22 protein-coding genes are annotated in these 26,628 nt (G+C 49.7%); 6 read left to right on the top strand and 16 right to left on the bottom strand.

The genetic code is table 11. The annotated features are described in order from the left end of the window. The coding region (locus NWE93_12470; GenBank protein ID MCW4001043.1) for a hypothetical protein at window positions 1-617 on the top strand (617 nt) is incomplete at its 5' end. A gap of 137 nt (window positions 618-754) precedes the next feature. On the opposite strand, the gene NWE93_12465 is transcribed toward NWE93_12470, so the two are convergent. Both NWE93_12465 and ileS read right to left on the bottom strand, forming a co-directional pair. Next, window positions 755-928, bottom strand: coding sequence for a hypothetical protein (locus NWE93_12465; GenBank protein MCW4001042.1), 174 nt, complete (start codon window positions 926-928; stop codon window positions 755-757). A 9-nt stretch (window positions 929-937) separates the two neighbouring features. Continuing rightward, complete coding sequence (gene ileS, locus NWE93_12460; protein MCW4001041.1) at window positions 938-3,973, bottom strand: isoleucine--tRNA ligase; 3,036 nt, start codon at window positions 3,971-3,973, stop codon at window positions 938-940. A gap of 559 nt (window positions 3,974-4,532) precedes the next feature. Between ileS and NWE93_12455 the strand changes: the two genes are divergently transcribed. Next, window positions 4,533-5,405, top strand: coding sequence for a helix-turn-helix domain-containing protein (locus NWE93_12455; GenBank protein MCW4001040.1), 873 nt, complete (start codon window positions 4,533-4,535; stop codon window positions 5,403-5,405). Window positions 5,406-5,425: 20 nt separating this feature from the next. On the opposite strand, the gene NWE93_12450 is transcribed toward NWE93_12455, so the two are convergent. The 11 genes from NWE93_12450 to NWE93_12400 form a co-directional block, all read right to left on the bottom strand. Next, on the bottom strand, window positions 5,426-6,751 hold the full coding sequence (locus tag NWE93_12450; GenBank protein ID MCW4001039.1) for a hypothetical protein: 1,326 nt from the start codon (window positions 6,749-6,751) through the stop codon (window positions 5,426-5,428). Window positions 6,752-6,788: 37 nt separating this feature from the next. Beyond that, window positions 6,789-7,547: a hypothetical protein gene (locus NWE93_12445; protein ID MCW4001038.1), complete on the bottom strand. Its 759-nt coding sequence runs from the start codon at window positions 7,545-7,547 to the stop codon at window positions 6,789-6,791. Beyond that, complete coding sequence (locus NWE93_12440) at window positions 7,547-7,969, bottom strand: hypothetical protein (GenBank protein MCW4001037.1); 423 nt, start codon at window positions 7,967-7,969, stop codon at window positions 7,547-7,549. The genes NWE93_12445 and NWE93_12440 overlap by 1 nt, the downstream gene beginning before the upstream one ends. Further along, the gene (locus tag NWE93_12435) at window positions 7,956-8,999 is read right to left on the bottom strand and encodes a hypothetical protein (protein ID MCW4001036.1); all 1,044 of its coding nucleotides are present in this window, start codon (window positions 8,997-8,999) and stop codon (window positions 7,956-7,958) included. Before NWE93_12435 ends, NWE93_12440 begins: the two co-directional genes overlap by 14 nt. Continuing rightward, window positions 8,999-10,531, bottom strand: a complete 1,533-nt coding sequence (locus NWE93_12430) for a type II secretion system F family protein (GenBank protein ID MCW4001035.1) — start codon at window positions 10,529-10,531, stop codon at window positions 8,999-9,001. The genes NWE93_12435 and NWE93_12430 overlap by 1 nt, the downstream gene beginning before the upstream one ends. Window position 10,532: 1 nt before the next feature. Next, window positions 10,533-12,110 carry a type II/IV secretion system ATPase subunit gene (locus NWE93_12425; protein MCW4001034.1) on the bottom strand — a complete coding sequence of 526 codons (1,578 nt, stop codon included), beginning with the start codon at window positions 12,108-12,110 and terminating at the stop codon, window positions 10,533-10,535. Window position 12,111: 1 nt separating this feature from the next. Then, window positions 12,112-12,558, bottom strand: a complete 447-nt coding sequence (locus tag NWE93_12420) for a hypothetical protein (GenBank protein ID MCW4001033.1) — start codon at window positions 12,556-12,558, stop codon at window positions 12,112-12,114. Further along, window positions 12,558-13,394, bottom strand: a complete 837-nt coding sequence (locus tag NWE93_12415) for a hypothetical protein (protein MCW4001032.1) — start codon at window positions 13,392-13,394, stop codon at window positions 12,558-12,560. Before NWE93_12415 ends, NWE93_12420 begins: the two co-directional genes overlap by 1 nt. 196 nt (window positions 13,395-13,590) lie before the next feature. Next, complete coding sequence (locus NWE93_12410) at window positions 13,591-14,151, bottom strand: type IV pilin (GenBank protein MCW4001031.1); 561 nt, start codon at window positions 14,149-14,151, stop codon at window positions 13,591-13,593. Window positions 14,152-14,498: 347 nt separating this feature from the next. Beyond that, window positions 14,499-15,521 (bottom strand): glycosyltransferase, encoded by a 1,023-nt coding sequence (locus NWE93_12405; protein ID MCW4001030.1) that lies wholly within the window; start codon window positions 15,519-15,521, stop codon window positions 14,499-14,501. 4 nt (window positions 15,522-15,525) lie between these two features. Next, window positions 15,526-16,443, bottom strand: a complete 918-nt coding sequence (locus tag NWE93_12400; protein MCW4001029.1) for a polyprenol monophosphomannose synthase — start codon at window positions 16,441-16,443, stop codon at window positions 15,526-15,528. Between the two features lie 217 nt (window positions 16,444-16,660). On the opposite strand from NWE93_12400, the gene NWE93_12395 reads away from it, so the two are divergent. After that, window positions 16,661-17,404 (top strand): hypothetical protein, encoded by a 744-nt coding sequence (locus NWE93_12395; protein MCW4001028.1) that lies wholly within the window; start codon window positions 16,661-16,663, stop codon window positions 17,402-17,404. 50 nt (window positions 17,405-17,454) lie between these two features. Here the strand turns inward: NWE93_12395 and NWE93_12390 are convergent, their stop codons facing one another. Both NWE93_12390 and NWE93_12385 read right to left on the bottom strand, forming a co-directional pair. Then, window positions 17,455-19,890 carry a polysaccharide pyruvyl transferase family protein gene (locus tag NWE93_12390; GenBank protein ID MCW4001027.1) on the bottom strand — a complete coding sequence of 812 codons (2,436 nt, stop codon included), beginning with the start codon at window positions 19,888-19,890 and terminating at the stop codon, window positions 17,455-17,457. After that, on the bottom strand, window positions 19,887-21,563 hold the full coding sequence (locus tag NWE93_12385; GenBank protein ID MCW4001026.1) for a glycosyltransferase family 39 protein: 1,677 nt from the start codon (window positions 21,561-21,563) through the stop codon (window positions 19,887-19,889). The genes NWE93_12390 and NWE93_12385 overlap by 4 nt, the downstream gene beginning before the upstream one ends. Window positions 21,564-22,061: 498 nt before the next feature. On the opposite strand from NWE93_12385, the gene NWE93_12380 reads away from it, so the two are divergent. The 3 genes from NWE93_12380 (at window position 22,062) to NWE93_12370 (ending at window position 25,949) form a co-directional block, all read left to right on the top strand. Next, window positions 22,062-23,216, top strand: coding sequence for a hypothetical protein (locus NWE93_12380; protein MCW4001025.1), 1,155 nt, complete (start codon window positions 22,062-22,064; stop codon window positions 23,214-23,216). 172 nt (window positions 23,217-23,388) lie between these two features. Beyond that, window positions 23,389-24,240, top strand: a complete 852-nt coding sequence (locus NWE93_12375; protein ID MCW4001024.1) for a hypothetical protein — start codon at window positions 23,389-23,391, stop codon at window positions 24,238-24,240. 104 nt (window positions 24,241-24,344) lie between these two features. Next, window positions 24,345-25,949: a PAS domain S-box protein gene (locus NWE93_12370; GenBank protein MCW4001023.1), complete on the top strand. Its 1,605-nt coding sequence runs from the start codon at window positions 24,345-24,347 to the stop codon at window positions 25,947-25,949. Here NWE93_12370 and NWE93_12365 read toward each other — a convergent pair. Beyond that, window positions 25,946-26,248: a hypothetical protein gene (locus NWE93_12365; protein MCW4001022.1), complete on the bottom strand. Its 303-nt coding sequence runs from the start codon at window positions 26,246-26,248 to the stop codon at window positions 25,946-25,948. The two genes, NWE93_12370 and NWE93_12365, sit on opposite strands and share 4 nt — an antisense overlap. Between the last annotated feature and the right edge of the window lie 380 nt (window positions 26,249-26,628).

Genomic DNA, 26,628 nt, shown 5'->3' with positions numbered 1-26,628 from the left:
TCTATGATGCCCCCTTTAACTATGTAAGGTTCACCGTCGAGTACCCCTACAATGTCTATAATGTGTATCTAGATTCTGTGCGTGTTGTGCCATTGGTTTATCATGACCTTTCGGTTTCTTGTGTAGGTCAGGGGTTTACTTCTCCTTCAGGTACGGTGCAGTATGAGAATGGTACGTATGCGGGTGTTACTGCTTTTCCGGCGCCGGCTTGGCTGTTTAGTTACTGGACGCTGGATGGCCAATACGCAGGCGCCAGTCAAACGATATCGGTTAACATGACCCAGTATCATGGTTTGGTGGCGCATTTTGTTGAGGCGCAGTCGCTTGTGTGGTTAACGGTGAATGCTTATGATGATTATTTGGGTCCGGATTATCCGTATGCGCCTGCGGTTTATGTTGATGGCTACTATGTGGGTGTGGCGCCTGTGTCTTTGCAGGTGGCTGTGGGGAGGGATCATTGGGTGACGGTTGATTACAGTGTTTATAGTGAGTACTGGTTTTTGACTGCTTATCTGTGTGATTTTACCGGGACCTATGACGGTTACTCTTATGAGTGTTCGGTGTACTTTTCGCCCAGCTACAGCACCACGATTAACGCGGAGTATCTGCCCTGGTAGCGGTGGATGCTGCCCTATTTTTCCTGGGCTGCCCTGAGCAGTGCCGGCCCCGCCAAAGCATCCGCGCCGCCGTGTGAGGGTAAAAGTCCGTTTTGGCTTTATTATACAAGGGGGATAGAGGCTGGTGGTGTAGCAGCTTATTGGTCGCCGCCGTAGCCGTGTTCGAGTCGGCCATGGGTTTTTGTGTAGCGGAATTGATGTTCGCCTTTAGCTTGGCTAAACGCGGCCATATGCCGCTCTAAGTCGGCTTGTGAAAAAAAGATGCAGTTGCAGTGGGGGCATTTGAGGTATTGATTGTTGTTCTGCGTCATAGCCGTCGCCTAATGGATGTTTATGTAGATTTTTTTGCCGTCAAGCTCAGATTCATGCCAGTCCGCTTCAACTTCGCCTCGACTGATGTGCAGGTAAACTTTTCGGGCACGCACCAACCCAGCCATCTCTTCTAGGTACCGCTCCAGCAGCCCCGCGCTCTCCGCATCCAACTCAGCGATATGCACCGACTCAAGCACCTCAGTGGGGACAAACCCCATTTCTTTACGCAGCGCCTGAACCCGACGCGCCAGATCCCGCATGATGCCTTCGCCCAGCAGGGTTTCGTCGCGTTGACCACTCAGAAACACCGTTAAATCGTCCTCTTGGCTAGACACCCAGCTTTCTCCGCCCACGAAATCAGGCACGGACTCAGCGTACTCGACGCTTTTAACGTTGGTTTGCTCCAAAAGCAGCCCCTCAAGCGGTTTAAGCGCATCCAGGGTTTTCTGGGGCGCAACGACTATGGCCTTTGCAAGGGGCCAGCGTCGCTTGAGTTTGCCCTGTTGCCGCGCAGCAAACGAAACCGACACAACCTTAAGCAGCACCTCAAACTGCGCCTCCATCTGCTCGTTGCGTGCCTTGGCGTTGGGTGTGGGCCAAGCAGCCAGGTTTACTGTTTCGGGCAGGTCTGGTTCGAGTTTGCGGTAGATTTTCTGGTAGAGCGCTTCAGCTAGGAAGGGCGTAATCGGGTTGAATAGCAGCGTCACGGTTTTTAGGGTGCTGTGGAGCAGGGCATAGATGGTTTGGCGGCGCTCGAATGTTTCTGGGTCATCGGTCCAGAGTTCCTTGCGTATCATGGGCACATAGAGGCGGCTGAGCGTTTCAATCACGAAGTCATCGAGAACCGCCAGAGCCGCGTTGAATTCGCAGCGCTCCAGCTTAGAAGTGTAATCTTGGATTCGATGCTGCAGCAAACTAAGCATCCAGATGTCCGCGGGTTGAAGCCTACCGGCTTTAAGCGCCCAATCAAAGGGGTACTTGGAGGGGGTGAAGCCGTCGAAGGCGGCGTTTTCCATGAAGAAGCGGCTGAGGTGGTAGAGGGTGGAGAGAACCTGGTAGCTTCGGCGGTTAAGCTCCTGCATGTCAAAGCTCATGAAGTCAACCGGCGAGCATTTGCGGGTCATGTAGAATCGGCATAGGTCCGCGCTGTTTTTGGCGAGTAACTCGTTGGTTTGTATAACGTTGCCTAGGCTCTTGCTCATTTTTCTGCCCCGTGCATCCTGCGTGAGGCCCTGGAAGAGGAAGGCACGGTAGGGCGCTTGAGGTTTACCGGTGAATATTACGGATTCCAGCAGCAGCGAGTTTGCCCAGCCGCGGGTTTGGTCGATGCCCTCTGTCAGCCACTCTGCAGGCACATATTTTGCTTCTTGCTCATCGGTGAAGCGGGCATGGGGGGAAGCGCCGCTGTTATGCCAAGTATCAAGCACAAAGTCCTCGCGCCGCATCACACCGCCACATTGGGGGCACTTGAAGGTGACTCGGTCAACCCAGGGCTTATGCAACTCAAAATCAGACGGTACGGGCTCCTGCGCGTTTTCGATGAGTTCGGCTTTGCTGCCTACGAAGCGTTTTTCGCCGCATTTCTCGCAGGTCCACATCGGAAGCGGCGTGCCCCAGATGCGTTCGCGGCTGATACACCAGGGTTTGCCCTCTTTAAGGAAGCCCAGAAAACGGTTTTTGGGTTCCTCATAGAAGTACTCCACGGCGTTTGCTGCCTCCAGAACTTTCTGGTTGATTTTGTCGGTGCGCAAAAAGTATTCTTTGCGTGCAAGCCAAACCAGTTTATGGTGGCTTCTCCAGCAGGTGGGGTACTCATGTTTAAGCTTCTTTATCTTCACAAAGCTGTTTCTGCCACGCAGCTCCTCAATTACCAGCATGTCAGCGTCGCGTGCAAAGACGCCATTGAATAACCCTGCATCCGAGGTGAATTTGACTTCGTCGTCGAAGGGCGCAAAAATCGGGACTCCTCGACGCTGGGCTGCCCAGAAATCGTCTTCGCCGTTGCCCGGCGAGAGATGCACGATGCCGGTGGCGGTTTCCACATCCACAAAGTCTTCACCGACCACATGATGCACCAGGGGATGCTTGGTTTCAAGTTCAGCTTGCTTGGGGATTACGTCTTTGAGGGGGTAATCGTAGGCTTTGCCCTCCAGCTCCAAGCCGGGGAGGGTTTGGGTGATTTGGTAGGTTTTGATGTCAAGCTCAGCCATGAGGGATTCGACGCGGGGGCGAACCATAATCCAGACTTCGTCGCCGACTTGGACTTTGGCGTATTGGGCTTGGGGCTGAACCGCCAGCATCGTATCGGTGATAACCGTAAAGGGCATGGTTGTCCAGACCAGAAAATACTCGTTTTGTGTGCCTGTGACTTTGAATTTGAAGTAGAGGCTGGGGTCTTCGACTTCTTTGTAGCTGCCCTCGTAGCCGACTTCGGCGCTGCTTAGGCTCGTTTGGCATCCGGGGCAGTACGCGACGACGTAGTGGCCTTCCTCGAGGAGTTTTTGGTCCCAGGCGGCTTTGAGGATTTGCCATTCCCGCTCGATGTAGCTGTCCGTATATGTCCAGTATGCTTTTTCCTGGTTTATGGCTACTCCGAGTTTGCCGTCGGCTTCCAGCCACATCTGGTGATAACGCATGATGGCTTTTTTGCATTCCAAAATGAAGCGTTCCATCCCGTATTTCTCGATGGATTCGCGTTTATTACGCACGCCAAGGAGCTTTTCAACTTCTAACTCAACGGGCAAGCCCTGGCAGTCCCATCCCGCCCAAAACGGCATGTAGTAGCCCTCCATGGTTTTCCATCGGTAACGGATATCCTTCATGATTCTGCCGCGTGCATGACCAATATGGGGGATACCGTTGAGGGTGGGGGGTCCTTCCACGTAGCCCAGGTTGCCTTTGATTGAGGATGAGTTTTGGAGGGCTTCAAGTTTTTCGCGTATCTGGTTTTGAATCCAGAATTCACGGATTTCCTTTTCCAGTTCAAGCGGTGTATAATTTGGTGGCAGACTCTGGTTTTGCGGGGCTGGATGTGGGGCAGTCAATTCTATTACCGTATCGCAGAATACGCATAAAGACTATATAAAAATAAACCCGCAGAAAACACGTCGCATATAACAAGCGACCGATGACGCATACAAACCCAGTTTACAGCGAATTTAAAACTGCGCTGTTTTTGCTTCCACCGCTCCGAGGCTGCTGGCTGGGCATCTGCCAAAAAGTCGGCGCGCCGAGTCATCGCTTGCTCTTCCACAGGTCTATCCCCCCTCTATTTATAGCAACATAGAAGCGACGTCTGCTGCTCCACCAGCCTCTATCCCCCTTATTTATAGACAAATATTTTGAGCGGGCTAGTTTCGCAGAATAACCCTCGCGAGCAGCCCAAGCAACAGATCAGGGCCAGGCAAGCCCGCCGCATTTTGCCTAGTCTTTATTGGATGGCTACAGTTTTTTTCGCTGGGGTACCAGTTGAGGCTACATTTTGCTGTTGAGCAGGCGTAGTTGGGATATGGATTGGTGATTCAGATTGCCGCTTCATAAGGATATTATATATTGTGCGTCTAAATTGGGATGCATAACCCCCAATTCAGGTTGAAACTCTAAATGGCTCTTGCATTGGAAAACATAGTGAAAGTCTACGATCGACAAACCGACGGCGCAAGGCTCGTCAAAAAAAACCAAGCCTACACCAGCCAGCTAAGCACCATCGAGGAAACGCTGGCACGCTTTGGGCTGCTTAAAAACGAAATCCGCGTCTACCTCTACCTGGCGCGGGCGGGCGAGCAGAAGGCAGGCGAAATCGCCGAAGCCATAGCGCTCCACCGCACCGAAACCTACCGCATCCTCCGCGACCTCGAAAAGAAAGGCATCGTGTTTAGCATCTTCGAGAAACCCCTCAAATTCACCGCGGTTCCGCTGGATAAAGCCATCGACTTACTCGTTGACGCCCAGAAAATCAAAATCAAGCTGCTTGAACAGGAAAAACCCAGCTTAGTCGAGCTCTGGCAAAGCATGCCCCAGCCGAAGGTCGCGGATTCCAAAAAAGAACTGTTCCAGATGCTTGAAGGCGAACAGCAGGTGCTCATGAAAGCCAACGAGCTCCTCGAGAAATCCCAGCGTCGCTTCCAAATCTACGCCAACGCAGATTACCTCTCTGAACTCTACTACAACGACTTCAGCGATGTTCTTAAGGCGCAAGCAGCCAAAATCGAAGTGGACCTCTCCACCGATACTAGCCTCAAAAGCAGCTATTTCCTTGGACAGATGAATTGGCTCAGCAGTCAAAACCGCGTCGCCGACGAAAACAGCCTGCCATGCTTCATGATTTCCGATGACCGCGAAGTTCTCATTGCCTTCCATGAGAAAGCAAGCGGCGAAGACGACAAAAAGAAGTACCGCACAGCCGCTATCTGGACCAACTACACGGCGCTAGTCAACACCTTGCAGGTGCTCTTCTCAAAACTCACCGGCAACTAAACGGCTTTTCTTCCGCCTTCTTACTTTTTTGGTTTCCCAGCCAGCCTAAGCAGCAGAACAACGCAGAAGGCTAAACCCACTGAGAAACCAACACATGCCACAATCCAAGGCAAATTATAGAAGCTGCCTGAAGAGGGCGCTTGGATTTTCGCCGCGTAGAACTCATAGGTTTTCTGTCCTACCAAATCAGGGCGATTAGGCGGGTCCGTCCACCCAGCCAACACATAGATTCCATCCGAGACCTCATAGACGCCGTAAGCCTCCTGGAATGCCTCATCGCCCACGGTGCAGCTCCACAGCACCTGCCCCGAATCGGAGACTTTAAGGAGCCAGAAATCCCTCTGGCCGCCGCCAAACGAGAAGCTAAAGCCGCAGACCAGAAAGCCACCGTCGCTGGCGCCTGCTACGTATGCCGGTGAATCTGCTTGGGCGCCCCCAACGACTTTGCTCCACTCAGTCTGCCCCGAAGAGTCCACTTTTAGCAGCCAAGCATCCGTTGAGGTTGCAGTGGAGCCTGATTCGCCGACCAGCACGTAGCCGTCGTTTGCCAATGTGAGGCAGTAGGCTTTTTGGCTTTCTGCGCCGCCATAGGTTTGGTTCCAGTGCAGGTTGCCGTCTGGGGTAACGTTGAGGAGGAGAAAGTCATAGTTGCCGTCGCCGAGGTCAAGGTAGCCCGCCGCCGTGTAGGTGCCGTCGTGGGCGATGACGCCGTAACGCAGCGCGCCACGGTCAATGAAGCTTCTTTCCCAAAGTATCGAGCCGTCATCCGCGAGTTTAACTAGCCACGCCTTGGAAACTTCACTGCTTACCCCAGAATAGGTTAAACCATAGAGGACAAACCCATCCGCAGCCGCGTTGCCGCAGAACAGTTTATCGACCATATCGCTGTGCAAGGTCGTCTGCCACAAAGTGTTGCCGTCAAAGTCGGTTTTTGCTGCCCAGCCGTCTACGTCTGCGCCTCGGAATATGTTGCCCACCAACAAAAACCCATCGCAGAGAGCTACTGCATAGCGGACTTCGCCGCTGACATCGTCGAGGTAAGTGTGGTTCCAGAGTTGATTGCCGTCGCTGTCGAGCCGCATTGCCCAGCCCAAAGTGACGTTGCCAACCGAAGCGGTGGAGCCCACAAGCAAAAAGCCCTCGCCGATGGGCAGCATAAAGAAGGCTCGGTCGTCGCCTGCGCCGCCATAGGTTTTCTGCCAAAGCACATTGGCGGGTTGGACACTGACTTGGGTGCCATCGTTAACTTGCAGGGTCGGCGAGTTCTGGACTGCACTGGCTCCACTTAAGACGACGGCGGCTGCAAGCAGCACAGCGGCTAATTGGAGGATTCGCTTTCTATCCACGGAAGTCAACTCCAGTTTAGGGCTAACAGATTCGGCTTTACGCGCGGTTGCATGTGATGTTGGCTCCTACACTTATACCCCGCTGGTCCAAGCAGCTCACCGAAACGGAGAGGGGCGCATTAGTGGGGGTCCCAGCAACAGAGAAAGCAGCCGAGTAGGTGCCGTCGCCGAAGTCCGTGACGACCACAGAATCCACGGTGACCCACTCATCCGCGTTGAGGAACCGAAAACTCATGGTCTCAGCCAACGCCGCCTTGTCCTCGTTAGAAATTGAGACCGACACGGTAACTTGCTTGGTTTCCTCGTTTACTTGGAGGAAGCTGCCGCCTACTGTGGCTTTGGTGGTGACGTTTACGGTGTACTGCATGCTTGAGGAGCCCTGTTGGTTCTGTGAGGAGGCAGTAAAGGAGACGCAGGCGCTTGATGTGCCTGAGCTGTTGCCCCAGCTGACCCAGAGGCCCTCCGCGTAGGGTGCAGTGCCATAAAGGCTCCAGTCCAGGGTAACCATGGATTGGTATGAGTGGGAAAGCACTGTGGCTTTAAGCAGCTTCAGGTTTGCCGATAAAACCGAGGAGTCGCCGCCGCCCGTCACGTTGGCTAACGCGCTGATTAGGGCACAGCGCAGCTTGGTTTCTAAACCTGCTAAGTCCGCGGCCTGCGTTGATGCTTGGACTTTGGGCACGGTCTTGGTTGTTTCGATGACATAGACCGCTGTGGAGAGCAAAAGCAAAGCCACCAGCAGCCCCGTGATTATGATAACTTGCCCCCGGCAATCGCGTCTAAAGCTGCGTCTCATCAGCGCACCACCGCTAACTGAAGCTGCAGCACGTAAACCTCAAAGTTGCTGCTTTGGCTGGCGCAAACGTAGGTTACCGAGCTGACGGTGTTGCTGACTGCGCCGCCGTTGCAAATCGGATAATCGTTGAGGACATTCATGTCGGCGTCGTAGACGGTGAGGTTAAACCACATCGCCAGGGGCAACGCGGAAGCCAAGTTTTCCCTCAGCCCCGTCCAGTCCCGGTTCCCGATGAGCTCGGCTAGATGCCCCTGCCCGTCGAGGCTTGAAAGCACGTTTTGGGCTTTTGCATCTAAGTCGATGCTGGGGCTGGGGGCGGTTTGCTGGGCGGGAATCAGCGTTAGGCATGACAGTATAAGCATGGAGGCGAAGAAGGCCTCGATAACCCGCACTTGTCCCCGCTTATCCTTAAGGAACCTCATGGGTTACATCTCCTAAAGTTAAATCAAGCTGATACAGCACGTCTCCGACGGTGACGAGGTAGCTGAAAACGTTCTTTTCGGTGCCTCGAAAACTTGAACCTGACTCAAGGGGCACCTGGGGATAAGCTGTCCACTCTGCAAAGTAGACGCTGCCACGCTGGCCGCTAACAACCAAAACCAGAGGGCTCTTGTCGACTATGTGGGGTATGCTGCATTGGATGCTACCCGGTGAGGATATGGACTGGCGGTAGGAGTAGGAGAGGACAGTGGCGTTTTTGACGGTTGCGTTGCCGGCTTGGTAGCTTAGGATGTGGTTCTGCGGGCTCAAAGCCAAGGTGGTGTCAGCGGGGGTTTGCTCCTGGTCTGCGGCGGCGAAGTTGTATGTGGCATATGAGGTGATGCGTTCGTCGAAGGGAACGCGGGCAAACACCACAAGCAAAGCGTCGCCGGCTAAGCCGCTTTGGAACTGCACTGTGAATTGGCCGCTGCCCGAATCGGTGGAGGCGTTGAATGCGGATAGGTAGCCGTCTGCTACTATGTAGCCGTGTAGGCTGGCGCTGACGGGTTTGGAGTCTATGGTTGTTGAAGCTGAAAAGGTAAATGAGGTGTCGCTGCCCACTTGGTTTTGGCTTACCTCTTCAAGGCTAAGTGCCATTACCTGCCTGAGGGAGAAGCCGACGGCGATGTTGGTTAATTTAGCGGATGTAGCCAGGTCAAGGTAGGAGAGGGAATTGCTGTTTTGGCTGTTTAAGCGGCTGACCTTATCCATGTCAAGCACATAGGTGCCCACTGAGGGGTAAGCGGCTAAACCGAAATCGTCAGGTACCGCGCTTCCCGTGCCCCAATCAGTTGGGGAGCCCGAGCCCGCTACGATGCGGTCCGCTATTGCCTGCAGGTAGCTGTCCTTATTGATGTCTTGGCTGCCCGTTATCGTGGCCTGCAGCGTGGAGCCCAAAAAAGCGATGGCGATCAAAGCCGCCGCCACAATAATGGTGCATGCAAAGAAGGTGTCAAAGGCGCTTGAAGGCATTACCCGAACCCTCCTCCACCCGGGTTGATGGGCACGATTGTGAAGGCGCCTGCAAGCAGCACCTGCGAGAGCACCAAAGACAGATAGGCGGTGGCGGATAGCATAGCAGCGATTTTGAAGCCTGCGCCGAAGTTGCCTTCGCTGATTTTGCCGATGAAGAACCCTGAAATCCAGCATTGAATGATGATGCCCACCGAGAACAGCTTAAGCTGATCCTGCATGGCTATGGTTGCAATAGAGGAAAGGTCTGAGCTGACGATGCCAGTCATCATGGTGGTTGTCAACGCCACGATGGTTGTGGTGACGGCGATAAGTGCGCTCCACATGAAAGCCAAAAGAATATAGGGTTTAAGCAGCGCCCGCCGGTTAACCTGCAGTTCACGCTCTTTTTCGCTGTACTCACTGAGGATTTCAAGGGACTGAATCGAGTTTCCGCCGATCTCCAGCGTCTCCACCATCATGGCGAAGTTAACCACGACAAACCAGCTGCGGATATCCTTACGTATGTTTTCGAAGGTTTTACGCAGAGGGATGCCCCATTCGATTTGGCTGCGGATTAACTCCAGAAACTTTGTGAAGGAACCGTAGTCTTTGCGTTTGGTGGCTTGCACGATGCTTTTCTCGGGGGATAACCCGGTTTTTTGGGATTCAGTTATGTCCCGTATGAAGCTGGGTATGGATTCCTCGGCGTTATAGTTTATTTTTGCTATACGGTAATACTGGATGGCAAGCGGCGTGGTGGCACCTACAAGGGCGATTGTGGCGACTTCGGGGAGCCCCAGCGGCTTTATCGCCTCCTGCAGCGCACTAACAGACGCAAACAGCCCAATAACCACGAAGGCAGGGATGATGAACATTAAGGCTCGCCTGTAGAGGTCTTTTAAATCGGGAAACGCGCTGCGCTGCATGTTATGCGCTATCATGATGAAAAAACCCGACATCACAGGCATAATGATGAAGGCTATGATGTAGGACATGGCAGGCGAAATCGTGATGGAGGTGCTGGACAGCAAATCCATAACGCTCGACGACGAAAAAACCACAAAGAGGATGTAGGTGCACAAGACCACAATAAGCATAACCGAGTAAGCCTCCACCAACGCGGCGATGCGCTCTATGGAGCGGTTAAGGTTAATGTAGCGCAACTCAAAGATGGATTTAAGCTGGCTTTTCATGTAATCAACCAGTTTGCCGCCGCTACGCACCGACGAAACAAAGCCGCCTAAAAAGTTGCGGTAAAGCTTAGACTGCGTAACCTCCGCCCGCTGATACATAACCGTCAAGGGATCCTTGCCTAAAACCTCAACCTGCCGCACAACCTCATCGGCTTCTTTTTTGAAGATTGGCAGAAAGCTGAGTTTACGCATCTTCTTCCAGCTGTCATAGGGCGAGATGCCGCTGGCAGCCATAAGCGTAAAAATCATGACGGCGAAGGGAAGCTCCGCCTCGGTTTTTTCGCGTTCCTCACTGGTTGCCCTGTTGAGTAAACCGAAAACTTTGCCTGATGCTCCACTGCGAGGTGCCGCCTTCATTTTACTCAGCCTCTTCCTGTTGAGCCTCAAGCGCCTCAAGGTTCAGTGAACTGTTAAGGGCTTTATGCACGCTTCGGAAGTCACGCATGTTATGCTCCACCATGTTGAGTAGAATCCGTTTGCGACGCTCAAACTCCTGCATTACAACGCTGACGGGTGCATCAACGGATTGGGCAATCTTGGCGAAGAGGTAACTTTGGTCCACGCTGCATTGGAAGGTATCCGATGAGGGATTCCAGTTGAAGACTTCCTGGGAGGCGCCGTTGCTTTCGATCTCGGCGACTTTAACGAATTTGCGCACGGACCCTTTGCGTTGATGGATGTTGAATCCGCTGCTAACCTGCTTAACCACGATGACGCAGTTCATCAGCGAAAGAATCGTCTGGGGAATATTCATGGGCGGCTGCGTCAACCGCTTCACCACGGTTTCCACATCATCTGCGTGCATGGTGCATAAGCCGCCGTGTCCTGTGGCTAAAGCCTGAAACAGCACATATGCTTCTTCACCCCTGATTTCGCCCACCAAAATCATCGTTGGGCGATGCCGCACAGCGGATTTGATGAGGTCATAGAGGGTGACTTCGCCGTCGCTGTCTCCGCCAAAACCCGTGCGGGCAATGGTTGATACCCAGTTCTCCTGGGGCAAATTAACTTCCTGAACTTCCTCGACCGATATCATCTTGTAGTCTGGGCGGACAAGGCAGGCAATGGCGTTTAACGCCGTGGTTTTTCCTGCACCCGTGGGGCCCACAACCATCACTGACATCTTGTTCTCCATAAGCATCCAGAGGTAGGCAGCGATAGATTCATCGATGGTTTCATTCATGATTAAGTCGACGATGGTGAGGGGGTCTTCCTTGAATTTTCTGATGGTGAAGCTGGTGCCCGCCGGCGTGGTTTCCTTGCCAAACGAAACGGCTAGTCGGTGCTTGCCCGGTAAAGTGAGGTCCACGATGGGATGGGCTATGCTGACGTGTTTGCCCTGGCGGTGGACGATGCGTGTTATGAAGTCATCGAGTTCTTCCTCGTCAGTGAAGATTATGTTGGTGCGGGCGTTGCTGTATTTGCGGTGGTAAATGTATACGGGTTTGTTGAGGCCCAGGCAGCTGATGTCTTCGATGTAGGGGTCGCAGATGAGCCCGTCGATTTTGCCGTAGCCGATGAGGTCTTTCTCGAGGTAATAGTTGAGTTTGCGCAGCCCCACCTGGTTGATGCCGCCAAAAGCCTGCTTATGTGCATCCAGAATCGCGGGTAGCTGCCGATGGAAGGATTCAACCAGTGACTCATCGACGCTGGGGGCTTTAAGTTCATATTCAAGGATGCTTTTTAGGCGCTTGTAGGCTTCACGTTCCTCCCGTGACATAGGCAACTCGTCCACGACGTAGAAGTAGCTGCCTTCGGAGTCATCTTGGAAAACCCAGGCGTACGAGTAGGGGGGATTAAGGGGGTAGCTTTCAATCTGCGTGTAGCCTTCGGGCACCTGGTAGCCCTGAATTCCCAGGTAGGCAACAAGCTCCTCATCGGGGGTCTGCTGAGTAACTACGACTTCTTCCTGTTTCTTCTTACCTAACTTTGGCATACTAATCATTCACCGTTAACGTTAAAGTTGCAACTTGATTCTCGAAGCGGCATTGAAGCATCGGTCGCCCTGAGCCGCCGACAAAGCTGCCGGACGCCTCCGCCTCAGCGGGCACATAAACCCCATAGCTCACCGACTGCACGTATGAGCCAAAGCCAGAATGCACCCAGGCACCCGAAGCGTCAGTTTCCAGGCTTATCCAGTATGGCTTATTGCCCACGGAGCAGGGCAAGTCAAGGTAGCAGCTGGAGGTTTGGTTATTTTGGTTAGTGTGGGATAGCAGGGTAAGCGCCTCGGCGGCGACGTACTGCTCGATGTTTGTCAGCTGCTGAGTTTGGGCGCGGCTCTGCATTGCCCCAACCGCCGTTGCGCAGGCATAAACCACTATGGCGCCCACCACAAGGGCAGCAAACAGCGAATACACGTAATTAGGAACAATCGTTGGCACTACACAATCCACCTCTCAAGACAAACACTACAGACAACAAGCTCCACACGGATGAGGGCGCCCTGCACTGTACTGGAGATAGGCACCGCCACCACGCCGACTTTGCCGTCCAGTGAAGCAGACACGGTTAAGCTTGCTGTGGAAGCGGGGACGCTGTAGGTTTTAGTGGTTAACTGAGTGTCTTGGCAGGTGGCTTGAAGCGGCAGCGTTCCCATAAATGCCATCGGGTCGGAGCCGTTGAGGTTAACGATGTAGATGCGCACCGTGTTGACGGCTCGTCCCCCTTCGACGCCCGAGGATGCAGCGGTTACGGAGGGACGGTAACGCAACTGGATTTCAGGGTGCTCCTCGCCGTTCTCGATGCAGACCTGGCTGATTGAGGCGCCACTCTGGTTAGTTACACTGCGCTCATCGCCCCGAAGGTACATTCCGGTTTCCGAGGAGGCCTGATAGGGCAATTCATAGATGACTCTGCCGACGGAGGCATTAAAGACGGTTTCATCGATGCCGCCGCCGCTGAGGCTAACGCTTAGGGGGTTATCGCTGGGTTCGATGCAGGTTTTTCCGCCAGAGTCAGTGATCCTGTAGGTGGAGGAGGCTCCGGGCTGCCAAAGCGTAGACACTATGGCTTCGTTTAGGCCGAGGAGATTGGTTTTTGCCGTGGAAACTTTGAGTGTTTGGCCCTGTGTGTTGATGCGTTCCACTGAGAAGTAGTATGTGAAGGCAACGATGCCCAGGGTCGATACGAAGAGGATAAGGAACGTGGCAGGCAAAGCTAAAGCTAACTTGGAGCGCCTCAGCCTACGCAAACCATGATTGAACAATTGTTTCCTCAAAGGTATCCTCTCCGTGTTGCATTGGTATACAGAAACATGGAGACGGGATTAAGCCGTTTGTGCGTAAAACAATTTACAGATGCCAACACAAATCAAGGCCAAAAAGATTGGCGTGCGGAAAATACTCTAAGCAGGTTTGAGTTAAAAAAATAAAATAAAGAAAAGTTGTGGGGGGTTTGGGGGATTATGGTTAGTCTTAGCTGCTGCCTGAATCTGCTACGTATGCTTGGACGTTTGTCTCTTTGTAGTACATCGCTTGTGATGTGAACACTGTGAGTGCAACGGTTAAGCCGATGTCGTTGATGCTGATGCTGTCTGGTGAAGTCATGTAGATAACCATTGTTTCGCCGGATTTGAGTGTCAAGTCAGTTTTTGTATCCTTTAGGGTTAATCCAACCGCTACTTTGTCTTTTGCTAGATCGGTAACCCACTTTAGGTCGTCAGATATTGATTGTTGGGTCGTTGCATAGAAGATGCCAGTCCAGGCTTTTTCCTGTCCGCGGCACGTCAATTTGTCAAGAACAACGTCTCGACCGCCAGTATTAATGATCATAAGGGCTGCTTCAGATTTTCCGGTTGCTGCGTCATACCAAACGTGTTGTTTGGTAAGGTGAAGGTCTTCTTCTTGAACGCGAGTGCTGGTGACGTTGATTGCGAAGTAGCTGACTACGCCTGCGAGTAGCACTGAAACAACGAGGATAATCAAGGTGGTTACGACTGTACTTAGAGCCAAACGATTCTTTAGTATGTTTTTCATTTCATTTTCACTTGAAAACCAAGTACGCGAATTTTGAATATCTGAATGTGTGCGTAAAAAAAAGATACAACAAAAGCAAGCAGGCATTTGGACGGCAGAGGAGGTTCAAATTTTGATCGATTTGTTTTTCCTTAGTTGTTGTGGGAGAAACCCTTCTATAAACAACTACTACCCCCGGGGTTTGTGGGCGGCTGCTTTTTTGTTTTGGAGCCTGCCGCGGACTGCAGGTTGGTTGTGGAGCAAACCACAAGCAGAACAATATGTGAGTCACTGGCATGCAGGGGAGCTTAAGTTCACCGTAAACTTGGATGCTTGTGGTTAGATCCTTCGCCTTCGCCGCTACTGTTTTACTGCTCTAAAGACCCATCTAATCCGACAGGCGCAATACCTGCAAGCAGCGACGTCTCTTTTGAATCAAACAGGTTCTTAGTAGACTTAGCCATCGTCCACTTCACCGGCAAGTTATGGCGGGCAAAATCCCATTTAGCCAACAGGAAAGCCACAGCCTGAAAGAAAACAAAGCCTGCCGCGTACACTCTGCCCTTCAAACCACGGTAGGGACAAGCCTTAAGGATGCTTTTCCAGGAGGGCACCTTCATAGTGGAAACTTTTTTGCCGATCAAAAACTCCAGTTGCTGATGGCCCACAAACACACGCCTGCGCTGCGCCAAAAAATCATGCACATTGGAGGGGCCTTTGAGGAGAACTTCGGCTTGGGGGCAATAGGAGATTTTGTACTTCTTCATTTCGCCCAGCGCCTGAATGTATGCGTCATCGTTAATTATTGCGGGGGGAAGCTCCCGTATGATTCGGGACTTAAAAACCATGAGTTCCCCGCTGATTTTGGGTTTTCCAAGCGAAGCGTCATGGTGGAGGTTCCAGAGCAGATGCGTGCAGAAGCCCATAAAGCAATGTGGGTCGTCGACTGGACGAGGATGGGCACCTACGATGTCGACGTCTTGGGATCTGATGGCGGCTAACAGGTGGTTTAGGGCTTCGCGGCAGGGTATGTTGTCGCCGCCCGTGTAGACCATGTAGTCATAGTTCTGTGATTGCTCCAAAAGCAGGTTAAGGGCGGATGCTTTACCGGTCCGTTCAGGCTCAATAATTAACTGTATTCGAGCGTCATCTTCAGCGAAGCTCCGGATGATGCTGTTGGTTTGGTCAGTGGAGCCCGAGGAGACAACGCAGATTGTTTCAACTTCAGGCGGCGCCGAAGCAGTCAGGTTCTCCAGCAACGCCCCGATGTTCTGCTCCTCGTTAGAAACAGCGATTCCAACCATCAAGCTGACCTTTGGAACCGCAAAAGACTTCGCTTTAAGCTCAATATAGGGATATTTTGACTTAGACTTAGAAAGTATAGTCGTCATCATATCACCTGGAGAAAGCCCTCTCCCGCTTACCCAAAAGATTCTGCTCGTTAGCATGCTTGATGGCTGCCTGCAGAGGCTTAATGCCGATCCAAAGCGCGTTGCTAACCGTGATAACCGAGGACTGCACTGCAACCGCGGCCAACGAGAAGACGCGGCAGAAGAAAGCGCTCTCCAACGTCTTGAGGAACTCCAGCATCGAGGTGCGGGCAAGCTTGGATTTCCCATGTTTCCGCTCATAGAATACAATGGGGACCTCAGCTATTTCGCATCCTACTTTTCTGCACTGCGAAAGCATATCTATCTGGAAGGCGTAGCCGTTGGTCCGCACTTTGGAGAGGTCGATGCTTTTTAATGCGTAGGAGTCGTAGGCGCGGAAGCCGCCGGTGGCATCTTTAACGTTTAAACCCGCAAACATAACCGCCAAAACGTTTGCTGATTTGCTTATGAGGCGCCGCATAGCCGTCCATTCCTTGTCGATGCCGCCGCCTCTGACGTAGCGGGAGCCGATTGCGACGTCGTAGCCCTCCTCGATTTTGGATAGCAGACTAGGAATATATTTGGGTTGATGCGAAAAATCCGCATCCATCTCCATCACCACCGCCACTTGGGGGTCGTTGAGGAGAAGCTTAAAAGCGGCTTTGTAGGCGCTGCCTAAACCAAGCTTTCCGGATCTATGAATAACTGAGACATTGCGCCTTTTCTGGGCTATGCTGTCTGCTAATTCGCCGGTACCGTCTGGGCTGTTGTCATCGACGATTACGATTCGAAGTGCAACCCCGGCGGCTTCAAAGACGCGGGATAAGTTTTCGATGAGGGGCGCCAGATTTGCTTTTTCATTGTATGTGGGGATAGCTACACCTACCTTCATCGATGAGGACGTGTTTGCCTCCGCAGGGTAGGTGAGGTTTGTGTATTGCATCCGGCAACCATCTGGAGAGGCATATACCGGCAAAATGTACTATTGCCCTTGTGCGTTACCCCAAGATACACACAGAAAAACATTGAGTAAACAGAGCTATCGGCAGCGTAAACGGCATGGCGGTGGCAACTGGAAGGCTAATCTGGATTGTCAATTCATAACCTCTTAATCTGCTGACTACAAATCAGGTTCTATACTTCAAGCAAGTGAACCAGACATGTCAACTCAGCTTAAAAGGTTACATAGCTCACTGGAAGCCTTCGTGAAGGTTTGGTTAGTGTCACTTGTTTTCTTTGTCATATTAGCGAATACGCCATCGCTGTTTTTAGATGGAAGCATCTGGATGACAAACACTTTTGCCGCCGCGCTGACTGCGGGGGGGTTGCTGGGCCTCGGATTGATTGCATTAGGCAAATATGAAAAAGGAAACCTAAATCCGCCGGACCAGCCAGTTGCCGATTTCTCAAGCGGAACGCAAAATACCCAGAAAATATCTCGATTACACTTCGGCATACTCGGCGGCCTCTTAGGCGTCTGCGCATCAGGCGCCATCATGAATTTAGCGGCGCCAGCCGTCGGTGAATGCCCCCTGTGTCTTCTTGCGGTATGCGGAATTTTAGGAGGCTTAGGGTTTGGTCTTCCCACAAGGGGCAACTGGAAACTGCGAGGGGTAATAGGCTGCGTTTTTGCGTTGACAGCGGTTTTGTTTGGGCTCCTGTTTAGCTATATAGCGCCAGTTATCGTGGGTTACAGGCTGGGCCTCGACGGGGAAGCGCTATCCCCCATTTATGTATTTAACACTACAACTTTCTCAGAATACTTGGCGGGGACTTTGTTTACTTTAAACGGATTATTCTTTATGTATATTGGTCTTTTAGCAGCAGTGGGAAGTGCAGAAATACCTTTTAGAGGTAACAACCAAGAAATAATCATTAGTCAGGGTTCCACGCAAAAACTCTGATTTGACAAACAGCTCTTGTAGAGTATTTTCGAAATATTTTTAGGCGAGCTTTAATGTGACACCCTGAGTATTTGCAGGAAAACTTTAACTGCAGAATACATTCTAAACCGGATAGAAATAACGTACCCTATATGCATAAGCGCCAAGTGGCTTAAAGCAAGCAACCCCGGACTACAAGTTTGCCGTTTCTTAATGTGCAGATACATTTTTTGCGACTTGACAACCGTTGCAGCATCAACTCTTTTAGCGGTTAGTACGTTGTTATTTATGGCTGATTGAACAAGGGTTGAGCTCCGAGAATCACGGGTTATAAATATACAGTGATGGACGCCTGCTTTTTTGTACTCTGGAAGCCATGCATCGCCAACTGAAATGTCAGCTTGTTCAGATGTCAGGTCGTGGCACATCAGGCAAGCCCAAGGGATAAAGAAATAGTTAAAGAAACGGGTCCAATATTTTTTTGAGGGAATAAATCTTTCTCGGCCGCTTTTTGTACGAACAGACATTCCTGTAACACCACCCTTTCTTGCACGATAACATAGGTCGGTTACATCCGGGTAAGAAATGCCCATGCTCTCTAGAAGCAGCTTTGTGGCATTTGCGCTAACATTGTGGCTACAGAATAGTCCTATGTGTAAAACAATTTTCTGTTTTAATTCAACATTGGATTCCTCGAGTTTTCTAATAGCTGCAATTTGGCAGGGCAATCCTACGAACGCGAACTTTCCAGGTTTACCGCTAATCTCCTTTAGAGTAGCACTGAAGTCGACTGGACAATATTTTGTTCCGGAAGATGAAAGAACCTCTTTTTTGGTGCAGGCAATAACGCTCACTGTTTTAGTTCCTTGACTTTCTGTAACTATTGCCCCATCAATTTCTGCCTCCTTTAGAGCATTCACTAGTAACCCTGTAACTATACCGCCTGAGGTGACGTTTTTTCTTAAATCATCGTTGGCTTGACCGACCCAACATTGGTCGTATTTGCCAAGCAGAACATTTTGAGGTTTTACATTTTGGGCGCTATATATTTTTGGGCAGCTACGCAGACATAAACCACAACCAATGCAGGAGCTAAAATTCAATCTAATACGGAAGCCTTCCTGAGCGGGTTTTGCTGTTAACGCACCATTAGGGCACACAAAAACGCAGTTGCCACATCCGTTGCATGTGCTTCTGGACCTAAGAGCATCTATTGTGTTTAAGATGTAGAGTTTCTTTATCAGCTGAATATTTACGGTAGCTTGCTTACGCCAGCGATGACTTTCACTTTGGAGTTGCTGGGATATTCTGGCCCTCTGTTTCCAAATGAACGTGATTTTGGAGGATAATTCATCGTTGATTAGAGCGGAGTCATTTTGATCTCGAACATTAACAATTATATCCCTAAGCCCCAGTAACTCACCTATAATCCCCATTGTCTTGTTACTATAGGATAGAGCCACAGTGGGAGTCCCAGAGGACAAAGCAGCGATAACCGCATGCATTCTGCAACCAATTAATAGATCCGCTGCTTTAATGATGCCTTTAATTTCCCTAGGATCTAAGTCCTCGGTTATTAGGTGAACTCTTGATTTGTTTTTGATTTCTTGGTAGATAGAAAAAATAGCAGCCGTATCATTGACGTTTTTGTATTTTCCAGCTTCACTTTTGCGAGCAGTAACGTGAGGAACAAGTACCACCGCAGCCTCCGGGGGCAAATCATCAACCATCCGTGCCATGATCCGCGTATATTGAGCATATCTCTCTTCAAGGCTTAACTGTGGAAACATATAACGCCAAATAAGATTGCTGGGATTTACAATAATGATCGGCACATCGCCTTGTCGTATTCCTTTTCGCAAAAGCAATTTTTTTATTTCAATTGGGTTTTCAGGTTCAAGAAGAAATGCAAGGTCAGGGACAAGTTTTAGGCGATTGCTTAGGGCAAGTTTGAGGTTATTAAGCAAATATTTTTGAGTTAAGCCTTCTCTAACCGTAATCATCTGGGCCCTTGCCAAAATGAACCGAGCAAAAAACCTAGTCAACGGAGTTTTAAAAGGGCCGATGGTTTGCGAGCACACAAAGTATGGTTTTCCAAGTAGAATGGCTAAAAATAGGCTATAGCAATGCATGCAGGAAGCGAGAAAACCATAATCATCGCTGAAAGTATCGCCGCCAAGATCAACGATTAAGTCAGCACGGGAATAAGCGCGTAATTCCCTGTTTAACAAGTAAGCCATGTTCACCCTGCAGACCTTATTTAAAAATGACCATGCACCAGCTCTTAACAAAACAAGGGTAACCCATACTAATAACAGCGGCTTAGGCAAGGGCTTGAGGCGGCCCCACACACTAATTTTTAATTTTGTGCATAGCGCAGAATCAATGAAGGAAAATAGAGGGGCTATCATTAACTCGGATTGCGGAAAATTTTTGGCCACTGTTGTAACAAGAGCTACTTCACCTTTATTGTAGAGGTCGCAGACGTTAGTTAAAAGAACCTTCATGGCAAATCAGCGCCTTCTCGAGTGGTTGAATTAAATGCAGGATTCAAAAAAACAATATATTCGCCCTGTTGATAGACTGAGGTCCAATTTGCCAAAACATCAGTCAGGAATTCTTGATAGACAGGTTGTGCAATATAGAAGGAACCAGTGAAGTTATCGAAAACCAAATACTTAGCATTTCGAACAGAGCAATTAAAAACATACCGGTCATCTGTAAAGCTGGGTCGAAGCTCCTCCCGTTGGTCCATCGATAGCGCTATGTTGAGACCTGAAATATTGGCATGAATAAGCCAAGCAACATGAGGGGAAGCGATGACAAAATCATTTGGATCAACCCTGCTATTGACATATTCAGCCATTTTATAGGCGTCAGCGGAAGATTGAGTATTCTGATAATCCAAAGAGGTATGAATACCCGTGAAAACCGAAGTGCCATCATAGACTGCTATTTGAGCTAGAGGAACCGATACAAGCGAAAAAACGCAGATCCACAACCCTAAAACCGCTAATTTGGTGCTTCTTTTAGATATTAAATACTTACTCAGCTTTATTTGAACAAATTTGATTATGGTTTCAGGCACTAACCAGATTACAAACGAAACCCCTAAGGCAGCGAAGGGTAATAACTGAACTAAGAACCGAGGAGCATTTGAACTATAGAATTCAGCTGTAAACAAAAAAAGGCATATGGATAATCCAAGAACAAGAATGCCTTCCTTTTTTCGTCTGCTAAATAAGGGGTACATTAGTAAACCAATTGAGCCAAGGGCAAACCATGGGGAATAGGATATTATTTCTGTCGCACGTGAGAAAAAAGATAAACCTGAACCGCTCGCAACAACGGGCGCCGCATGAAAGAGGAAGTAATGCTCTACATCTGATAGAAAAGCGCCCGATTGGAGAGCCAACATACTTATTGGGTAAAGAGCAAAAACGCCTAAGGCAGCAGATACTAATTTCACCGTTGATTTAATGTTTCTATCGATAAAAACAAAGACAAGTAAACCAAGAATCAAACCTATCCCAATTGGATTAGTGACACTTGCGGCACCTGCGCCAACTGCTGCGCCATAAAACCATTTGCTATTTTTTGTTCTAAAATAAAATGTACACGAAAGAAGCGTAAACACCGCGAATACTTGTAGCAGGTTATAACTGAAATTCATACGATTGAATTGAATAGCTAGCGGAAAGATGGAGAATAAAAAGCTTGCAAGCAAACCTACCTTTTTGTTATACAAAGCAACCCCAGTATAATACAACAGAACAGCGGTAATGACTCCATAGACTGCGTTTACCATTCTTGCAACAGGGAGGCTATAACCAAAAATCTCTAATGCCACGGCAGAAAACACGTAAGAAAGGGGTGGATGGGGTACAAATGGGTAGGAAAGCGCGAACATCTGCATTCGCCCGTGTGCTAAATTCCAAGCTATGTCTAAGTTTGTTCCTTCATCAACATACCATAATGGTGTGTTAGCAATGTTAAAGAAGCGCAAGAATGCACAAAGTGCTATTGTTAGAATGAGAAGAAGGCTGAGTGGATTAAGAAAGAAGGCTTTGATCCTTTTTGGAAGAGAAGGCGAATAGACCCTAGATGATAACTTGAATTCTGAGGTCCCTGTCCATTTAGAATACATGCAGCCTTCACGTCTCTTTGTATAGTTAGTCATAGAGAATATTGCCGCTTGGGTGTGAGGTTTAAAACAGACAAAAAAACTAACCCGGCAAGTATAAATTTGCTGTTGAGACAGCCCCGAAGGCAAAGTCAACCGCTGGTGCAAAACCGTTTCTGCTTCGCTGCCAGATAATCTTGGCTCATAGGAGAAAAAAGAGCTGAAACATGTCTACACATGCAATCTGCCACACCGCACAAGAGAAGCCCATTTCCTCTATAAGGGAGAGACAGCAGAGTGGAGCAGCAGACGGTTTGGCGAGTCACTATAAATAGAGGGGGGGTAGGCTGTTGGATGCAGCAGCAATTTGCAGTCTAGGCGCCTCAGGAACCGCCGTATCGATACATGAAGAGGCAAAAAGGCTCTGCAGACTCAGGTTCACACATCTGTAGACTCAGCATTCACCTATTAGTAGGCATAGTGATACAGTCACAAACCTATATTACGGCGGCTTCGTTTTTTAGGGTTGTAGTTTTAGGCAGGTGAAAAAAACAAATGAAGTTTTCATACAAATTAGCGCTATCACTAAGCATTTTGCTTCTTTGCTTCTCCACTTCAGGCGCCCTCGCCCAAACCACAAACATAAACAGCGTAGATAGCCCCACCTCAGTTAACCTCAACAGCGTATTTGTCATCAACAACACAACCGACACCAACAACAACCTAAACGAACTCGACGCGTGGGCAGTCGGCGACGGCGGAACCATCCTTCGCTGGGACGGTAGCAGCTGGACAACAGTTAGCAGCCCCACCGCACAGAATCTCTACAGTGTCTTCTTCGTTAACTCAACTTTCGGATGGGCAGTGGGCGGAAACTCTAACAGCGGCGTCATAGTCCGATACAATAACGGCGAATGGACGACATTTACCCGCATCAGCTATAGCGGATACACCGACCACTTCGACACAGTCAACAACACCCTCTACTCAGTCACTGCAAGCTCAGACGGCAAGGTTGGCTGGATCGTCGGCGCAAACGGATTAGCCCTCAACTGGAACGGTGACACCTGGTTTGCATTCAAAGGTGTCTCCCCCAACAACCTACGCAGCGTATCCATGATCCACGGCTCAGCTGATGCATGGGCAGTCGGCGACGGCGGAACCATCCTGCATTGGACTGGAACCACCTGGAACACCATGACAAGCCCCACTAACATAGCCCTCTACACGATACAGATGGCGTCCAGCACAAGCGGCTGGGCAGCAGGCGGCGACGGCAGCGGCAACGGCGTAGTCCTATATCTGAACGGAACAACCTGGAGCGTCTGGGACAATTACCTCTTCGGCATGGAAGGAACAACGGAGAGTACACTTAACGCAACTATCTACTCGATTTCGCTTGGCAACGCAACTTCAGCATGGGCATGTGGCAGCAACGGAATGGTGATGTACTGGAGCGGAAACGAATGGTCCTGTGACTCTAACCTTGTAAGCGGCGACCTTAATTCGGTCTCGATGGTTCATGGCTCTAACGTCGGCTCGATTCAAGCGTGGGTCGTAGGCGACGGCGGAGAAATCATGGCGTTCAATGGCACAAACTGGGTTCCCGAATTTCCGCTGATGGCGATTCCGCTGATTTTAGGCATCGGCTTACTCATCGGCATCTTTGGCAAAGCAAAGTTGTTTAGGAAAACAGTGCTTCTCAAATAGCAACCTTTTTCCCCATTTTCCCTTCTAATTTTTTGGTAGTGATAGCATCAATCAATTAATTAGCCGCTAGGCTATGTCCTGTTTTTCCAGGGGTTTAGCCAAGCGGCTGCTGTAGGGGACCTCCCCTCCCTCTATTTCTAGTAATCAAACCGAAAGCCTGGAGAAGGCATATTTGTCTGCATCTTACAATCCCATAGAATTCGGCGAATCCGTTACAGTGCCACTCACAGAGAGGCTATCGGTGCGTCTCTACAGGGGTTGCCGCCCGAGGTTTCTTGAGACGGCGCCTCTACAAAAGGGTCTTGTGCTGCTTTTGGACGGCAGAGAACTGGTTGAGGAGGGCGTGGGATTCGGGGTTCCAATCGTGAAGTATTCAGATAAAACATTCTTTCCAGGCCACGCTGAGGTGGCTGCGTATTTTTCTGGTTCAGTCGCGGTTTTGAAGAAAAGCTTCTTTTTAGATACGGTTTCTCGCAAAAAAATCGGAAAAGCCCCCATCGATGACGGCTTCTATTCGCCGGTGAGAAAGCTGTTTCAGCAGCTATACCTCAATAACCCAAAGCTTACTCCGTTGTTCAACAAAATAATGGAGATACGCGAGTTAGGCATAAAAACGGAGTTTCAAACCGTTGCCACTCGAGGAGAAATTGATGTAACCTATCGCTGTAGTAGCAGCGCCGTTGAAGTTGAAGCGGATCTATCTCGGGTTCAAGCGGAGGGGTGCCGAGAGATTCTTTTTTTAAATGAGCAGGGATCAGGAATCTTCCAGAAATATGCCGATTGCAGAGGTTCTATGTGTGTGGGCAACCGGATTGGGGCATGGAGTCCAGTGACCGCTGAGAAGGCATCTTTGCAGAGCAGCAAAGGGGAGCTTGAGTTCTGTTTGGGAAATATCGTGGGTTGCAAGCTTTACCGGGGATGGGAATGTACTAGAAAGCGGTTTTCATGGGCGGGGTTGAGTTACTCTCTGCCGCCTCGCTGCAGGAGGGTCCAGTATACGATTTCAGTACACCTCAACGATTAATGCTGCGGCAGTAGAATGGATTTGCCCGGCGATTTTTTGTATTCAAAGCGATATTGATAGAAAATCTTTTATGTTGTTAAAACGAAATAAGACTTGGGTGGTTTATGATATCAAGCGATACTGCCCAACTGAAGGTAAAAAACGATCTGCCCATAGTTAAACGAGTGGTTTTGCCTCAACTTAAAGGCGAAGAAGACTTAGAGGACGAATTTGAGGTAAACGGTAAACATTTAAGGTTAATAACGGATAAGCTGCCCATCGGAATAGCATTATTCAAAATTGTGTATAACACAGAGAACAACCCCACCGACGTCGTCGCCTTAGAAGTTAACCCCAGCTATGCTAAAATGGTGGGGGCTCCCAGAAAAAAAATACTTAACAAATCAATAACAAAATTCTTCCCCAAATTTAAAACCTCCACCGTTGACTGGCTTTCGGTGTATGCAAACGTTTCAGCTACGGGGGTTACAGAGAGGTTCGAAATTTCCTTTCCCTTCAGCCATAAGCTAAACATTGTTTATATTTTGAGCCCAAAGAAAGGTTACTGCGTATCAGCCTTCATTGATGTCACCCAACAAATGCAAATTGGACAAAAAAACATGTCTGCTGAAAAAATGTTCAGCAAACTCTACGAGACAACCCAAGATGGCATAATGGCGCGGGATCTAGAGGGAAAAATGCTAGGCTGCAACAGGGCCTACGCAAAGATGCTGGGGTACACAAGAAAAGAACTGAAGACAATTACGGTTCAGCAGCTGCTTCCTGAAAAATGGCATGAGCGAAGAGAAAAAATAATCGCTAAGGTTCTTCAGACGGGACGGTCGATTGTTTATGAGCGGGAATACAGGCGAAGGGACGGCTCTATTTTTCCGGCTTCAGTGAGGACTTGGCGGCTTACGAATGGTAAAGGAAAAACCATCGGCACCTGGTCCATCGTAAGGGAGATAAGCGAGCAAAAGGCGCTTCAAAAGGACCTTGAGCAACATGCGGGTTTGCTGGAGCAGATAATTGAGGAGCGCACTAAGCAGCTTAAGGACGCTGAACGGTTGGTTGCTATTGGTCAGACAGCGGGTATGGTGGGTCATGACCTGCGCAATCCCCTGCAAACCATAATCGGCGAATTGTATCTAGCCAAGAAAGAGGTTGATGCATTATCAAGTGATGGAGCCAAATGCAACCTCAGGGAAAGCATAGAAGTCATCGAAGAACAAGTAATCTATATGGACAAAATCGTTTCCGATTTACAGGCGTTTGTACATCCCATTAAAATCGAAAAAACAATCGTAAATCTACAAGAACTAATTAATCAAGTTTTAACATCCATCGCCCTGACTAACAATATTTGGGTGCAGGTTCAAATCCAAGACAACCTGCCCCCGATTAGCGTGGATTACCAACTGCTTAAACGTGTACTCATAAACCTGGTAACCAACGCCGTTCAGGCTATGCCAAAAGGAGGCGAGATGGTTTTAGCGGCCAAAGTTAACTCGGCTGGATGGGTGTCGGTGGCAGTTAAAGATAACGGGGTAGGTATAGCAGAGGAAGTTAAAAGCCAGATTTTCACGCCCCTCTTCACAACTAAGCCGCGGGGGCAAGGCTTTGGCTTAGCAGTCTGCAAACGAGTGATCGAGGCACATGGCGGAACCATAACCTTTGAGAGCACCCAGGGGCAAGGGACAAAATTCACCATCCAGTTTCCAGCTAACTAAGAAGCAGCGGCTGCTTGGATTCTGCGGTCCTTAAACCATTGTTTTAGGGTGTAAACGAAAGCAAGAAACCAGAAGGCCACCGTACCCCAGCCGAAGGCAAAGCCAACGATGTTACCGAGGAGATGATAGGCTAACTCGAAGCCTACAAGCGAAATAAAAGTTAGAAATGAACCAACCACGCTGAAGCCCCGAAGGTAATTTCGGTTCTTGATGACTGCGCGAAGCATCCAGAGGAGAGCCAGAAAATTGATTATGGCGGCTACGTCTAAGAGTAAATTAGCAAACGCTAAGGTATCCATACTGCTTTCCTTATGACTGCCCCCACTTAAGGGTACCGCAGAGCCAAGCTCTAAAATGTAAATTACCTTAAATCAGCTAATGCGCATTGCTATTGTAATCCGCAAAGAGAGGGGTGAACAAAAACTGATTTCACGCGATTGCGATGGATGCGGATTGCAGAAGCCATGCATTAAACGGTTCCGCAGAGTAGGTTTAGGCGGAAAAGTTTATTGTCCTGACGGAACAGCGCATCTTGTCGATCAAGCGAGCCTAGCATAAAATGCTAAGCAACCAAAAAACGCGAATAGCCTAAGTATTCACGTTCACCACTTTTTGTTTGTATCCAAACTTATTTTTGGGTAGGCAGAGATGCTGCAGAGGGGTCCGCGGCCTGAAAAGG

The organism is Candidatus Bathyarchaeota archaeon, from assembly GCA_026014735.1.
Taxonomy (GTDB): domain Archaea; phylum Thermoproteota; class Bathyarchaeia; order Bathyarchaeales; family Bathycorpusculaceae; genus Bathycorpusculum.
The sequence above is the reverse complement of the archived record's forward strand: the minus strand, read 5'-3'. Positions and strand labels throughout refer to the sequence as shown.

Coding starts and splice junctions, on each gene's coding strand:
- NWE93_12410 (MCW4001031.1), bottom strand. CDS start 14,151: ATGAAAAACATACTAAAGAATCGTTTGGCTCTAAGTACAGTCGTAACC.
- NWE93_12390 (MCW4001027.1), bottom strand. CDS start 19,890: ATGAAGGTTCTTTTAACTAACGTCTGCGACCTCTACAATAAAGGTGAA.
- NWE93_12400 (MCW4001029.1), bottom strand. CDS start 16,443: ATGCAATACACAAACCTCACCTACCCTGCGGAGGCAAACACGTCCTCA.
- NWE93_12380 (MCW4001025.1), top strand. CDS start 22,062: ATGAAGTTTTCATACAAATTAGCGCTATCACTAAGCATTTTGCTTCTT.
- NWE93_12365 (MCW4001022.1), bottom strand. CDS start 26,248: ATGGATACCTTAGCGTTTGCTAATTTACTCTTAGACGTAGCCGCCATA.
- NWE93_12370 (MCW4001023.1), top strand. CDS start 24,345: ATGATATCAAGCGATACTGCCCAACTGAAGGTAAAAAACGATCTGCCC.
- NWE93_12425 (MCW4001034.1), bottom strand. CDS start 12,110: ATGCCAAAGTTAGGTAAGAAGAAACAGGAAGAAGTCGTAGTTACTCAG.
- NWE93_12455 (MCW4001040.1), top strand. CDS start 4,533: ATGGCTCTTGCATTGGAAAACATAGTGAAAGTCTACGATCGACAAACC.
- NWE93_12435 (MCW4001036.1), bottom strand. CDS start 8,999: ATGCCTTCAAGCGCCTTTGACACCTTCTTTGCATGCACCATTATTGTG.
- NWE93_12465 (MCW4001042.1), bottom strand. CDS start 928: ATGACGCAGAACAACAATCAATACCTCAAATGCCCCCACTGCAACTGC.
- NWE93_12405 (MCW4001030.1), bottom strand. CDS start 15,521: ATGACGACTATACTTTCTAAGTCTAAGTCAAAATATCCCTATATTGAG.
- NWE93_12440 (MCW4001037.1), bottom strand. CDS start 7,969: ATGAGGTTCCTTAAGGATAAGCGGGGACAAGTGCGGGTTATCGAGGCC.
- NWE93_12385 (MCW4001026.1), bottom strand. CDS start 21,563: ATGACTAACTATACAAAGAGACGTGAAGGCTGCATGTATTCTAAATGG.
- NWE93_12430 (MCW4001035.1), bottom strand. CDS start 10,531: ATGAAGGCGGCACCTCGCAGTGGAGCATCAGGCAAAGTTTTCGGTTTA.
- NWE93_12445 (MCW4001038.1), bottom strand. CDS start 7,547: ATGAGACGCAGCTTTAGACGCGATTGCCGGGGGCAAGTTATCATAATC.
- NWE93_12395 (MCW4001028.1), top strand. CDS start 16,661: ATGTCAACTCAGCTTAAAAGGTTACATAGCTCACTGGAAGCCTTCGTG.